Source organism: Rhizobium sp. ZK1, assembly GCF_047782645.1.
Taxonomy (GTDB): domain Bacteria; phylum Pseudomonadota; class Alphaproteobacteria; order Rhizobiales; family Rhizobiaceae; genus Rhizobium.
In genome coordinates, this window is sequence record NZ_CP180586.1 from 3457637 (window position 1) to 3472119 (window position 14483).

9 protein-coding genes are annotated in these 14483 nt (G+C 60.4%); 5 read left to right on the forward strand and 4 right to left on the reverse strand.

All coding sequences use genetic code 11. From position 1 onward, the window contains the following. The first annotated feature begins 65 nt into the window (after positions 1-65). Complete coding sequence (locus ACK9YZ_RS17665; RefSeq protein WP_216755888.1) at positions 66-1091, forward strand: SPFH domain-containing protein; 1026 nt, start codon at positions 66-68, stop codon at positions 1089-1091. A gap of 3 nt (positions 1092-1094) precedes the next feature. After that, positions 1095-1550, forward strand: a complete 456-nt coding sequence (locus tag ACK9YZ_RS17670; protein WP_216755889.1) for an NfeD family protein — start codon at positions 1095-1097, stop codon at positions 1548-1550. Here the strand turns inward: ACK9YZ_RS17670 and ACK9YZ_RS17675 are convergent, their stop codons facing one another. Next, on the reverse strand, positions 1551-2546 hold the full coding sequence (locus tag ACK9YZ_RS17675) for a KpsF/GutQ family sugar-phosphate isomerase (RefSeq protein WP_416064681.1): 996 nt from the start codon (positions 2544-2546) through the stop codon (positions 1551-1553). It abuts the gene before it with no gap. Positions 2547-2690: 144 nt separating this feature from the next. On the opposite strand from ACK9YZ_RS17675, the gene ACK9YZ_RS17680 reads away from it, so the two are divergent. Next, positions 2691-4226: an outer membrane beta-barrel protein gene (locus ACK9YZ_RS17680; protein WP_416064682.1), complete on the forward strand. Its 1536-nt coding sequence runs from the start codon at positions 2691-2693 to the stop codon at positions 4224-4226. Positions 4227-4232: 6 nt separating this feature from the next. Here ACK9YZ_RS17680 and galU read toward each other — a convergent pair whose 3' ends face one another. Beyond that, positions 4233-5120 carry a UTP--glucose-1-phosphate uridylyltransferase GalU gene (gene galU / locus ACK9YZ_RS17685; RefSeq protein WP_183735267.1) on the reverse strand — a complete coding sequence of 296 codons (888 nt, stop codon included), beginning with the start codon at positions 5118-5120 and terminating at the stop codon, positions 4233-4235. 204 nt (positions 5121-5324) lie between these two features. Here galU and ACK9YZ_RS17690 point away from each other — a divergent pair, with 204 nt between their 5' ends. Together ACK9YZ_RS17690 and ACK9YZ_RS17695 are read left to right on the forward strand one after the other, a co-directional pair. Then, positions 5325-6548: a lytic murein transglycosylase gene (locus ACK9YZ_RS17690; protein WP_216755892.1), complete on the forward strand. Its 1224-nt coding sequence runs from the start codon at positions 5325-5327 to the stop codon at positions 6546-6548. A gap of 189 nt (positions 6549-6737) precedes the next feature. Further along, a complete protein-coding gene (locus ACK9YZ_RS17695) occupies positions 6738-7949 on the forward strand; it encodes an SGNH family hydrolase (RefSeq protein ID WP_416064683.1) in 1212 nt (403 codons plus the stop codon). Positions 7950-8076: 127 nt separating this feature from the next. Here the strand turns inward: ACK9YZ_RS17695 and ACK9YZ_RS17700 are convergent, their stop codons facing one another. Continuing rightward, positions 8077-9531 carry a glutamate synthase subunit beta gene (locus ACK9YZ_RS17700; protein ID WP_416066764.1) on the reverse strand — a complete coding sequence of 485 codons (1455 nt, stop codon included), beginning with the start codon at positions 9529-9531 and terminating at the stop codon, positions 8077-8079. Positions 9532-9756: 225 nt separating this feature from the next. Continuing rightward, positions 9757-14481 (reverse strand): glutamate synthase large subunit, encoded by a 4725-nt coding sequence (gene gltB / locus ACK9YZ_RS17705; RefSeq protein ID WP_416064684.1) that lies wholly within the window; start codon positions 14479-14481, stop codon positions 9757-9759. Positions 14482-14483: the final 2 nt, after the last annotated feature.

Below are 14483 nucleotides of genomic sequence, written 5' to 3' on the forward strand. Positions count from 1 at the left end.
CATTCCGTCCTTGCAAAGAACGTGCTAACTCACCACGTCAGATAGGTGGGCTGAGGGAGGAATACATGCTGCTGAGCGGCTTCGATATTCTCGTGATCGTATTGGTGATTTTCGTCATCCTGGTGCTCTTTGCGGGCATCAAGACGGTTCCGCAGGGTTATCGCTACACGATCGAGCGCTTCGGCCGCTATACGCGCACGCTGGAACCCGGCCTGAACCTGATCACCCCTTTCATCGAGCGGGTCGGCGCCCGGATGAACGTGATGGAGCAGGTGCTGAACGTGCCGACCCAGGAGGTGATTACCAAGGACAATGCCTCGGTCTCTGCCGATGCCGTGTCCTTCTACCAGGTGCTGAATGCCGCTCAGGCCGCCTATCAGGTTTCCAACCTGGAAAATGCGATCCTGAACCTCACCATGACCAATATTCGCTCCGTCATGGGCTCCATGGATCTCGATGAGCTGCTCTCCAATCGCGATGCGATCAACGACCGGCTGCTGCGCGTCGTGGACGAGGCCGTGCAGCCCTGGGGCATCAAGGTCACCCGCGTCGAGATCAAGGATATTCAACCGCCCCGCGACCTCGTCGATGCGATGGCCCGCCAGATGAAGGCCGAGCGCGAGAAACGTGCCCAGGTGCTGGAAGCTGAAGGTTCGCGCAACGCGCAGATCCTGAGAGCCGAAGGCGCCAAGCAGTCCGCCATCCTTCAGGCCGAAGGCCAGCGGGAAGCGGCCTTCCGCAATGCCGAAGCCCGCGAGCGTTTGGCCGAAGCAGAAGCCAAGGCGACAAAGATGGTCTCGGAAGCGATCGCCGCCGGCAACATCCAGGCAATCAACTATTTCGTGGCGCAGAAATACACCGAAGCACTGACCTCGATCGGCCAGGCGAACAATGCCAAGGTCGTGCTGATGCCGATGGAGGCCTCCTCCATTCTCGGCTCGCTCGGCGGCATCGGCGCAATTGCCCGCGAGGTCTTTGGCGACGGCAGCAATCCACCTCCGCCTCCGCGCCCCCGCCCCGGTCCCGCGCGCTCGACACCGCCCGTCAGCGCAGCTCCGCCCAGTTCTTTCAATCCTAATCCGGAGAGCTGAGCCATGCTGGCGAAGATCGTCGGCGAACTTGGGCCGTGGAGCTGGTGGGTAGCAGGCCTGGTGCTGCTTGCCGCCGAATTGGTCGCGCCGGGCTTCTTTCTGGTCTGGATCGGCCTTGCAGCACTTAGCGTCGGCGCGTTGTCGCTGCTCTTCTGGGATACCGCTTTCTGGGTCTGGCAGCTTCAGGCGCTTCTCTTCGCCGCCTTTGCGGTCATCTCCACACTCATCGGTCGGCGGTTGACGCTGCGCAACAGCAAGACCGACGAACCTTTCCTCAACCAGCGCGGCGCGAGCCTCGTCGGCCGCACAGCCACACTGCACGAACCGATCCGCGAAGGCCGCGGCCGCATTCGCCTCGACGATACGACGTGGCGGGTGATGGGGCCGGATCTTCCGGCTGGAACCCAAGTCAGGGTCGTTTCCAGCAACGGTCGCGACCTGACGGTAGAGCCGATCTGATCAAGCGACGCCGATCCTCAAGAGATCGTGGAAGTGAACCAGGCCTATCGGACGCTGGTCGTCGTCAGTGACGATAAGCGCGCCGATCTTGTATTGCTCGAGCAGCGCCAGGGCTGCTGTCGCCAGGATCGTCGGCCTGACCGTCTTCGGCGCGCGCGTCATGATGTCGTCGACCGTCAACTCCGCAAGATTGCGGCTGAGGTTGCGGGACATGTCACCATCCGTGACGATGCCGCAAAGCCGGCCTTCGGCATCCAGCACGCCGACGCAGCCGAAATGCTTGTGCGACAATACTCTGATCGCATCCGGCACGGACGTGCCCTTCACGACCAGCGGCAGGCGGTCACCGGTATGCATGATGTCGGCAACATGCATCAGGCTGGCACCCAGCTTGCCGCCGGGATGGAAGACATGGAAATCCGTCGCCGTAAAGCCTCGCGCGTCAAGAAGCGCAATCGCCAGCGCGTCGCCGAGCGCAAGCTGCATCATCGTCGATGTGGTTGGTGCCAGCCCATTCGGACAGGCCTCTTCCTCGTTGGGGATAAGCAGCACGATATCGGCTGCCGTCGCCAGTGAGGACTGCGGGCTGCAGGTCATTGCAATCAGCGGAATGGAAAAACGCCGCGTGTAGGAAATGATGCTCTTCAGTTCCGCGCTTTCACCACCCTTGGAGATCGCCAGCACAAGATCATCGCCGGCGATCATGCCGAGATCGCCATGATTGGCTTCCGCCGCATGCACGAAAAAGGCAGGTGTGCCTGTCGAAGCGAAAGTGGCAGCGATCTTCGTGCCGATATGGCCGCTCTTGCCGACGCCGGTCACGATCACGCGGCCGGAATTCTCGCCGATCATCTCGACCGCACGGGTAAAGGGTCCAGCCAGCCCATCATCGAAAGCGCGTTCGAGCGCCTCGAGGGCGAGTCTTTCGATGCTGATCGTGCGCTTGCCCGACTGAAGCACGCTGTTTTCGACGAGTTTCACCGCTCTCCTGATCATGGCAATGCGTTAGACCTTTTCACTTTGCCTGTCCACCCGACAATGTTTCCCATGTATGAACGCGCGGCCCGCACGGCAACGAATGGTTAACCACAAGGCTTTACGCTTGGGTAAGACTTAAAAGCATTTCAGGCGCGGATTTGAATGGGCCAGGGAAAACAGACGAGCAGTGTGACGCCGCTCCGCGCCATGAGCCGTGCCGTCTCCGTTGCGGCTATCGGCCTGCTGATTGCACCCGTCGCTTACGCGCAACAGACGACATCGCAGCAGCAATCGGCAAGCACTACGAATTCACGCACCGGGGCCACCTCCACCACACAGCGCGCCGGCGCGAACAATGCGCCGGACTTTGGTGATGCAGGCGACACCACGACCGCTCCCGCCAATACCGCCGCCCAAGACGCAAATTCGGTCGCAGCACCTGTCTTGGCGACGCAGACCGATGACGAGGTTACCGGCGCAATCCTCGACGAGGATATGCGCAGGCTGAACACTCGTGAGCCGCGCTTTGACGAAACAGCAACGCGAAAAGTGCCGGGGAGTGCCTCGACCGAAGAAACGCCGGGCATCCCTCTCGGCAGCTTCGTGCTGCGCCCAAGTGTCACCCAGACGATCAACAGCGAGATCACCAAGGACGGTGGCACAAAAAAGAGCCGCGGCTTCCTCGAAACCGATATGGGCGCGACGCTGACCTCCGACTGGAGCCGGCATCAGTTGACCGTCACCTCCGAGGGCGCCTGGCAGAAAAACATCAGCGGCGACGGTGAAGAGCAGCCTTCCTTCAAGATCGATGGCGATCTGCGGCTGGACCTGTCGCGCGACACGGTCGGCCACATCACCGGCGGCTATAATTTCTATCGCGAGGATACGGATGATCCGGACGCGATCGCCAACGCCGATCAGCAGTCCGATGTGCAGGAATTTACCGGCGGCGCTTCCATTGAGCACGATTTCGGGATCTTGCGCGGAACGGCCGCCGTTGCACTCTCCCGCTCGATCTATTCGGACGCCACGCTCTCGAACGGCACGACGGTTTCGCTGAGCGACCGCAATCAGACGACAGGCACGGTTCGCGGTCGTATCGGCTATGAACTGTCGCCGGCACTCATTCCGTTCATCGAAGCGTCAGTTGGCAAAACCAATTATGACGAACGCACCGATTCCTCGGGTTATCAGCGTTCGGGAGATAGCTACGGCGCCAAGGGCGGCGTGCAGGTCGATATGGGCGAAAAGCTCAAGGGCGAGGTTGCGGTCGGTTATGCAACGGCGGACTTCGATGACAACAGGCTGAAATCGATCGATACGGCAACACTCGATGCCAGCCTGCTCTGGTCGCCGATCCGCGGAACGAATGTCAATCTCAATCTCCAGACCAGCATCCAGCCCTCCACCTCGGCAGGTGAAAGCGGCTATGTCTCGCATCAGCTGACGACGACAGTTGATCATCAGCTGCGCGACAATCTGGTGGCGACGGTCATCGGCGGCGTGACGCTGCGCGATTATCCAAGCGGCAGCACCATAAGTGACGAGACGGTTTACACCGCCTCGTCTGGTCTCGTCTGGAATATCAATCGTTACCTCGACTTCACCAACACGCTTGGCTACGAGCTGACGACACGCAAGGAAGGCGACGACTCGCAGCAATGGCGAGCCGGCGTCGGTCTCAAATTGAAGCGCTGAACAACCTTAGTTCAGACGGGCGAGCAGGTTCCTGAAGCCGTCTTCGACGCTCGGGCGAATGTCCGCGCGCTCGAGAGCAAAGGCAACGTTGGCGAGGATGAAACCATCCTTGGCACCGCAGTCGTAAGTCTCGCCCTTGAAGTGATAGCCTGCGAAATCCTGTTCCTTGAGCAGCTTCAGCATGCCGTCGGTGAGTTGGATTTCGTTGCCGGCGCCGCGTTCCTGGCTTTCCAGGATCTTGAAGACTTCCGGCTGCAAGATGTAGCGGCCGTTGATGAAGAAGTTGGAAGGAGCGGTGCCCTTGGCCGGCTTTTCCACCATGCCGGTGATGCGGAAGCCCTCGCCGATCGCATCACCAACGCCGACGATGCCGTATTTGTGAGCCTGATCGGGAGCACATTCCTCGACGGCGATAATGTTGCCGCCGCTGTGCTCGTAGAGCTCAATCATGCCCTTCATGCAGCCCTTTTTGTCCTTCATGATCATGTCGGGCAGAAGCAGCGCGAAAGGCTCGTCGCCGACGATCTCGCGGGCGCACCAGACGGCGTGGCCGAGGCCGAGCGGCTCCTGCTGACGGGTAAAGCTCACCGTGCCCGCCTTGGGAAGCTGCTGCTGCAGGAGGGTGATTTCCGCCTTCTTGGCGCGCTCCTTGAGCGTCTGCTCAAGTTCGAAATGAATATCGAAGTAGTCTTCGATGACGTGCTTGTTCCGGCCGGTAACAAAAACCAGATGTTCAATGCCTGCCTCAAGTGCTTCGTCGACGACATACTGAATAATTGGCTTGTCGACAACAGTCAGCATTTCCTTCGGAACCGCTTTGGTAGCCGGAAGGAACCGCGTTCCCAGTCCCGCGACTGGAAATACTGCCTTACGAACTTTCTTATGCTGAGCCACACCGATCTCCTGTTTTGACTATACCGCTTTTACCTAAACGCTATATCGATTTGAACTAGTATAGAATTGCTACCGTTTTGCAAATGGTGACTGTCCCGGCCGCCCATGGTAAAGAATTTGTTGACTCCGTTCCTGTAATTTCGGCGTAGAGCGGACATGACGTACCGCCTTGGCTAAAACTGAAGATGACGGATACGACTGCCGATGACCCAGAAATACACACACTCCCTTCGTGGTCTTGCTCTCGCCATCGTTGTCGCCACCGCGGCTGGACTGGCCCCCAATAACGCAAAAGCCGATGCCCGGTTCCAGAAGTGGATCGCGGACTTTTACCAAACTGCTGCTCAGAGTGGCATCAGTAAGGCAACGTACCAAAAAGCCTTTTCTGGGGTAAGCGAACCCGATCCCACAGTCCTCGAAAAGGCCACCTATCAGCCTGAATTTACATCGAAGATTTGGGACTATGTCGATTCCCGCGTCAACCCCTACACTGTGGAAATCGGCCGCAAGATGGCTGCCAAACACGCTAAAACGCTCGATGCCATCCAGCGCCAGTTCGGTGTCGACAAGTCGATTCTGCTGGCGATCTGGTCGATGGAATCAAATTACGGCGCCGTTCTCGCAAAAGATGAGCGTCTTCACTATGTGCCGCGAGCGCTGGCCACCCTTGCCTATGCCGATCCCAAGCGCGGCAAATACGCCAAGAAGCAGTTGATCGCAGCCCTGAAGATCCTGCAGAACGGGGACGTCCCCGCCAGGGAGATGACTGGCTCCTGGGCCGGCGCCATGGGCCACACCCAATTCATTCCGACGAGCTATCTTCTTTACGCGGTCGACGCGGATGGCAATGGCCATCGCGACATCTGGAATTCCGTGCCTGATGCGCTGGCGACCTCGGCGAATCTTCTGATGAAGAATGGCTGGGATGCCGGCAGAACCTGGGGTTACGAGGTCGCAGTACCTGCTTCTGCGGCAAAGCAGGTTGGCAAGACGCACACGCTTGCTCAGTGGGCAGCACTCGGTCTCAAACGCCCGAGCGGTAAGCCCTTCAAGGATGGGCAGAGCCGCGCCGTCTTGAAGATGCCGGCCGGTTCCGATGGTCCAGGTTTCCTGATGACGGCCAACTTCTTCACGATCAAGAACTACAATGCCTCCGACAGCTATGCACTCGCCGTCGGCCTGCTTGCAGACCAGATCGCCGGCTATGGCGGCATGCAGCAGCGCTGGCCGCGCCCGGAAGGCGCTCTCGACATCACCGAAAAGTTCGAACTGCAGACGCGTTTGAAGACGCTCGGCTATTATAGCGGCGATGTCGACGGCAATTTCGGCTCCGGCTCCAAGGCTGCGATCGCCGCCGTACAGGAGCGTATCGGCATGCAGCCGGATGGTGAGCCATCACTTTCGCTTCTTCACGCGCTGCGCCGCTAGAGCGCCGTGCGTCCAATCGGACGTACAAAGGATGCTCTATCCCTTTGAATCTACAGCATCGGCCCGAAAATCGATTCCGATTTTCGGGCCGATGCTGTAGAAGCGGGAAAAGCGTGACCTAAATAATGATGTGGAGTGGACGGAAAGCCGCTGCCCATGCAAGATGCCCGGCAGATGCGGAACTGCCCGATGACGAGAAAAACTAACCGGACCCGATGGATTCGCGTGCTTGTGTTTGCCGCAGCCGCGCTTTCCCTTTGCCTCGGCTCGATGGTGCCGATGCACTATGCCGAAGCGCAGGAGCTTCGCTACCAGCGCCGGTCCATCCTCGATTTCTTTCTCGGGCGCCGCTACATCGATGAGAATCCGCAGCCCGAAATGCGGGACCAGCCCAGACGGCAGCAGCAGCGCCGGCGCCCGCCAGCAACACAGAAGGCCGTAACCCCGACGCGAACGGCGCCCGTAACGCCGGCTGAGCCGGTTGTTCAAAAGCTAGATAGCGCCCAGAAAATCCTTGTTGTCGGCGACTTCCTCGCCGGTGGCCTCGGTGACGGCCTCACTGCGGCCTTTGAAACCTCTCCAGGTGTCGTGGTCGAAGCCCGCAGCAATGTGTCATCGGGTCTCGTACGCGACGACTATTACAACTGGCCCGGCGAATTGCCGAAGATGATCGACGAACTGAAGCCGGCGATGGTCGTCGTCATGATCGGCGCCAATGATCGCCAGCAGATGGTGACCGATTTCGGCAAGGAAAAATTCCGTACCGACGGCTGGTTTACCGAATACCAGCGCCGCGTACTTGCCTTTGGCAAGGAGATCACAGGCCGCAAGATCCCGTTGCTCTGGGTCGGACTTCCCGCCTTCGAATCCGATTCGATGACATCCGACGCCGTGCAGATGAATCAGCTCTATCGCAACCAGATGGAAAGCATCGGCGGCGAATTCGTCGATATCTGGGACGGCTTCGTGGATGAGAACGGTAAATTCATCGTCACCGGCTCCGACGTCAACGGCCAGCAAGTGCGCCTGCGCACCACTGACGGCATCAACCTGACACAGGCGGGCCGCCGCAAGCTCGCCTTCTATGTCGAAAAGCCGGCGCGCCGCATTCTCGGCACCCAGGCGAGTCCCGACCTCGTGCGCCTCGACCCCGGCAACCTGCCGGCACTGACGCTGCCCACCGATCCAGTGGAACATACGCAGCCGATCAGCCTGTCCGACCCGAACCTTGATGGCGGAGCCGAATTGCTCGGCGCCAGCAGGGCTATGCCTGTGACGCTGACGAAATCGCCGCGCGATCTCCTGGTCGAGCAGGGAGAAATGGCACCGGCACCCGCAGGCCGCATCGACGACTATCGCATGCCGACGCTGAGGACGACGGCAGAAACTTCTATAAAATGAGAAAGGACCGCCCGAGCGGCCCTTTGCATGAGGCTTGCCTGAAGCAGCCGCGCATCAACTGGTCGCACCACGAAGAACTCCGCCGGGATACGGCGGAGTTTATTACCTGACCAATTCTTCCGGCAAATCAGCGCGGCAGAACCGTCGAGCCCATCAACGCTTCGTCGATGGCGCGTGCTGCCTGGCGGCCTTCACGGATCGCCCAGACGACCAGAGACTGGCCACGGCGCACGTCGCCCGCCGTCCAGAGCTTATCGACAGAGGTTTTGTAGTCGCGGTCGTTGGCGACAACATTGGTTGAGCCACGCTTGTCGGTGTTGAGCGTCAGTTTGCCATCGAGCTCCTTCAGCACGCTGTCTTTGAACGGACCGCTGAAACCGATGGCGATGAAGGCGAGATCCGCCTTGATGACGAAATCCGTTCCCGGTACCGGGCGACGACGCTCATCGACTTCACAGCACTTCACGCCCGTCAGCACGCCGTCTTCACCGACGAATTCGAGCGTCGCGACCTGGAATTCGCGGATCGCGCCTTCGGCCTGCGAAGAGGAGGTGCGCATCTTCGTTGCCCAGAAGGGCCAGACAGCGAGCTTGTCTTCCTTTTCCGGCGGCTGCGGGCGAATGTCGAGCTGGGTCACCTTGACCGCCCCCTGACGGAAAGCCGTGCCGACGCAGTCCGAAGCCGTATCACCACCGCCGACGACGACGACATGCTTGGCGCCGGCCAGGATCGGATCGGACGGCCAGCCGGTACTGTCGATGTTTTCGCGGCCGACACGCTTGTTCTGCTGCACCAGATAGGGCATCGCGTCATGAACACCGGCGAGATCGGTGCCTGGAATGCCGGCTTCACGCGGTGTCTCGGAACCGCCGCAGTAAAGCACGGCATCATGATCAGCCAGAAGCTGTTCGACCTTGACGTCGATGCCGACATTGACGCCGCAATGGAAGGTCACGCCCTCGCCCTTCATCTGCTCGACACGGCGATCGATGAAGTTCTTCTCCATTTTGAAGTCCGGAATGCCGTAGCGCAGCAGGCCACCCGGCTTTGTCTCGCGCTCATACACATGCACATCATGGCCGGCGCGGCCGAGCTGCTGGGCTGCCGCCATACCGGCCGGACCGGAGCCGATGATCGCTACCTTCTTGCCGGTATGGATCGTCGCCGGCTGCGGACGGATGAAGCCGAGTTCGTAGGCCTTGTCGGCGATTGCCTGTTCGACCGTCTTGATTGCGACCGGCGCATCTTCGAGGTTCAGCGTGCAGGCTTCCTCGCACGGAGCCGGGCAGACGCGGCCGGTAAATTCCGGGAAGTTGTTGGTCGAATGCAGGTTCTGGATCGCCGCTTCCCAGTTGTTGTTGTAGACGAGGTCGTTCCAATCAGGAATCTGGTTATGAACAGGGCAACCCGTCGGGCCGTGGCAGTAGGGAATGCCACAGTCCATGCAGCGGGCTGCCTGTTTCTGCACTTCCGGGTCCGACATCGGGATCGTGAATTCACGGAAATGCCGGATGCGGTCCGACGCCGGCTGATACTTCGCTACCTGCCGATCGATTTCCAGAAACCCTGTTACCTTACCCATATTTTCGTCCCTTACCCTCATGACCGCCTCGCCTGCGGCCAGTTGTCTGTTCAGCCTCGATCGCGGAGGCAGGTTGTTTGCTTTGACCGTCATCAGAACATATCTCCTGATTTCCATCCACGCGGTCGCGCCAGCTTCAAGCTCGCGGCTGATCGTCGTTGAGTCATTGAGATATTTCAGTCACCCGCCACGCGCTGTTGAGGCGTGGCGGATTGTTCGGTGCAATCACTCGGCAGCGATGCCCATCCGGCTGCGCTCCATTTCCTCAAGCGCGCGGCGATATTCGACCGGCATGACCTTGCGGAATTTCGGACGGTAGTCACCCCAGTGCTCAAGGATTTCCTTGGCACGAGTAGAGCCCGTGTAGTGCAGGTGATTGGAGATCAGCTGATAGAGCCGTTCCTCATCGTGGCGCGTCATGTCACCGGAGACGTCGACGCGTCCCTTGTGCATGAGGTCGCCACCGTGATGGTGCAGCTTCTCCAGCATGTCGTCCTCTTCCGGAACCGGCTCGAGCTCGACCATGGCCATGTTACAGCGGCTGGCGAAATCGCCGGCTTCGTCGAGAACATAGGCCACGCCACCGGACATGCCGGCTGCGAAGTTGCGGCCCGTTCCGCCGAGCACGACAACCACGCCGCCCGTCATATATTCACAGCCGTGGTCGCCCACGCCCTCGATGACGGCGATCGCGCCGGAGTTACGAACCGCAAAGCGCTCGCCCGCGACACCGCGGAAGTAGCACTCACCTTCGGTCGCGCCGTAGAGCACCGTATTGCCGACGATGATCGAGTTCTCAGCCACGATCCTCGAATTGTCAGGCGGACGAATGATGATCTTGCCTCCCGAAAGACCCTTGCCGACATAGTCGTTGCCGTCGCCAACGAGGTTGAAGGTGATGCCGCGCGCCAGGAACGCGCCGAAGCTCTGTCCCGCCGTGCCCTTCAGGGTGACGTTGATCGTGTCTTCCTTCAGGCCGCGATGGTTATAACGCTTGGCCACTTCGCCCGAGAGCATCGCGCCGGCCGAACGGTCGACGTTCTTGATGTCGACCTCGAAGGCGACCGGCGTCTTCGACGCCAGCGCCGGTTCGGCCGCCGCAATCATCTTACGGTCGAGAATGTCGTCGATCGGATGCTTCTGGCGCGTCGTCCAGTAAGTCTCTTCCTTCGGTGCATCGACCTTGTGGAAGATCTTCGCGAAATCGAGTCCCCTAGCCTTCCAGTGCGCTAGCATCTCGTCCTTCTCGAGCAGCTCGGAAGCGCCGATGATCTCATCGAGCCTGGTGAAGCCGAGGGAGGCCAGAATTTGGCGCACTTCGTTGGCGACGAAGAAGAAGTAGTTGATGACGTGCTCGGGCGCGCCCTTGAAGCGCTTGCGCAAGACCGGATCCTGCGTCGCCACGCCGACCGGACAGGTGTTGAGATGGCACTTGCGCATCATGATGCAGCCGGCAGCGATCAGCGGTGCCGTCGCGAAGCCGAATTCGTCGGCACCGAGCAGCGCGCCGATGATGACGTCGCGGCCTGTCTTCAGACCGCCGTCGACCTGCAGGGCGACGCGCGAGCGCAGACCGTTCAGCACCAGCGTCTGCTGGGTTTCGGCAAGGCCGATTTCCCACGGGCTGCCGGCATGCTTCAGCGAGGTGAGCGGCGATGCGCCCGTACCGCCATCGAAACCGGCGACCGTGATATGGTCGGCGCGCGCCTTCGCAACGCCGGCGGCAACCGTGCCGACGCCGACTTCCGAGACGAGCTTGACCGAGACATCCGAGGTCGGGTTGACGTTCTTCAGGTCGTAGATCAGCTGCGCCAGATCCTCGATCGAGTAGATGTCGTGGTGCGGCGGCGGCGAAATCAGGCCGACGCCCGGGGTCGAGTGACGCGTCTTGGCAACGACCGCATCGACCTTGTGGCCAGGCAGCTGACCGCCTTCGCCGGGCTTGGCGCCCTGCGCGACCTTGATCTGCAGCACGTCGGCATTGACGAGATATTCCGTCGTCACACCGAAGCGGCCGGACGCAATCTGCTTGATGGCCGAACGCTCGGGGTTCGACGAACCATCCGGCAGCGGCATGTAGCGGTCGCTCTCTTCGCCGCCCTCACCGGTGTTCGACTTGCCGCCGATCCGGTTCATGGCGATCGCCAGCGTCGTATGTGCCTCGCGGCTGATCGAGCCGAAGGACATGGCGCCGGTGGAGAAGCGCTTGACGATATCGATTGCCGGCTCGACGCTGTCGAGCGACACCGGCTTGCGACCGAGCGCCTCCGCGCTCTTGATCTTGAAGAGGCCGCGGATCGTGTTCATGCGCAGCGCCGACGTGTTCACCATCTCGGCGAACTCGCGGTAGCGATCCTCGGCATTGCCACGCACCGCATGCTGCAGGGCAGCGACGGCATCCGGCGTCCAGGCATGGCTTTCGCCGCGCATGCGATAGGCATATTCGCCGCCGATATCGAGCGTGCTTGCCAGGATCGGGTCGCGGCCGAAGGCTGCCTTGTGGCGAACAACGGTCTCGCGCGCGATCTCTTCGAGACCAACGCCTTCGATGGTCGTCGCCGTACCGAAGAAGTACTTGTCGACGAATTCCGACTGCAGGCCGATCGCATCGAAGATCTGCGCGCCGCAATAGGACTGATAGGTCGAGATGCCCATCTTGGACATGACCTTGAGGATGCCCTTACCGACCGCCTTGATGTAGCGATAGACCACTTCGCTAGCATCGACTTCCTTCGGGAATTCGCCCTTGGCATGCATGTCGAGCAGCGTGTCGAAGGCGAGATAGGGGTTGATCGCTTCGGCGCCGTAACCGGCCAAAAGGCAGAAATGATGCACTTCGCGCGGCTCGCCGGTTTCGACGACGAGACCGACCGAGGTACGCAGCCCTTTGCGGATCAGGTGATGGTGCACGGCAGCGGTTGCGAGCAGCGCGGGAATAGCGATCCGGTCCGGCCCGACCTGGCGGTCGGAGAGCACGATGATGTTGTAGCCACCCTTGACGGCTGCCTCCGCACGCTCGCAGAGACGATCGAGCATTTCCGGCATGCCTTCGGCACCACGCTCCACATCATAGGTGAAGTCGAGCGTCTTGGTGTCGAAACGGTCTTCCGTATGACCGATGGAGCGGATCTTTTCGAGATCGCCATTGGTCAGGATCGGCTGGCGCACTTCGAGGCGCTTGGCGTTCGCCATGCCTTCATGGTCGAGAATGTTCGGACGCGGACCGATGAAGGAAACGAGGCTCATGACGAGCTCTTCACGGATCGGGTCGATCGGCGGGTTCGTCACTTGCGCGAAGTTCTGCTTGAAATAGGTATAAAGCAGCTTCGACTTCTCGGACATGGCCGAGATCGGCGTATCCGTGCCCATCGAGCCGATCGCCTCCTGGCCCGTCGTCGCCATCGGCGACATCAGGATCCTGGTGTCCTCGGTCGTGTAGCCGAAGGCCTGCTGGCGGTCGAGCAGCGAGACGTCGCGGCGAAGCGCGCGCGGTTCGACCGGCTTCAGGTCTTCGAGGATCAGCTGCGTGCGGTTCAGCCAGCTGCGATAAGGATGAGCGTTCGCAAGCTGCGCCTTCACCTCGTCGTCAGAGATGATCCGGCCCTCTTCCATGTCGATCAGCAGCATCTTGCCCGGCTGCAGTCGCCACTTCTGGATGATGTTTTCTTCCGCGACCGGCAGCGTGCCGGCTTCGGAAGCGAGGATGACACGGTCGTCATTGGTGACGAGATAGCGGGCCGGACGCAGGCCGTTACGGTCGAGCGTCGCACCGATCTGCTTGCCGTCGGTGAAAGCAACGGCAGCCGGACCATCCCAAGGCTCCATGAGAGCGGCATGATATTCGTAGAATGCCTTGCGCTCCGGCGACATGGACTGATTGCCGGCCCAGGCTTCCGGAATCAGCATCATGACCGCATGCGACAGCGAATAGCCGCCGCGCAGAAGGAATTCGAGTGCGTTATCGAAACAGGCCGTGTCCGACTGGCCCTCATAGGAGATCGGCCAGAGCTTGGAGATATCCTCGCCGAAAAGCGGAGAGGAGACCGAAGCCTGACGCGCCGCCATCCAGTTGACGTTGCCGCGCAGCGTATTGATTTCACCGTTATGGGCGACCATGCGGTAAGGGTGCGCAAGCTTCCAGGATGGGAAGGTGTTGGTCGAGAACCGCTGGTGCACGAGTGCCACCGCGCTTTCGAAGCGCGGGTCCGACAAGTCCTTATAATAGGCACCGACCTGGTAAGCCAGGAACATGCCCTTGTAGACGACGGTCGTGCTCGACAGCGACACCGGATAGAAGTGGCTCTCTTCACCGTCGAACTCATCATAGATTCGGTTGGAGATGACCTTGCGAAGGGTGAAGAGCCGGCGCTCGAATTCGTCGTTCGTCGCAGCATCCTTGCCGGCACCAATGAAGACCTGCACATGATGCGGCTCGGTCGCGGCAATCGCCGGCGCCTTCGAGAGCGAGGAATTGTCGACCGGTACGTCGCGGAAGCCGATGAAAACTTGGCCTTCTTCGGTGATGACGTCCTTGATCACCTTCTTGAAATGTTCGATCTGCTTTTCGTCACGCGGCATGAAGATATGGCCGACGCCATATTCGCCGGCCTTCGGCAGAGTAATGTCCTGCTTGGCCATCTCCTCGCGGAAGAAGCGGTCGGGAATCTGCACGAGAATACCCGCGCCGTCGCCCATCAGCGGATCGGCGCCGACGGCACCGCGGTGCGTCAGGTTTTCGAGGATGAAGAGACCGTCCTTGACGATCTGGTGGGACTTCTGACCCTTCATATGCGCGACGAAGCCGACACCGCAGGCGTCATGTTCGTTGCGTGGATCGTAAAGCCCCTGTTTTTTCGGCAGGCCGGAGGCGGATTTACGCGTATTGGCCGTTGCGCGCACGTCTGCTGCTGCGAACTGGTCAATACCCATGGATGGCGTCATCTTCGTCATCG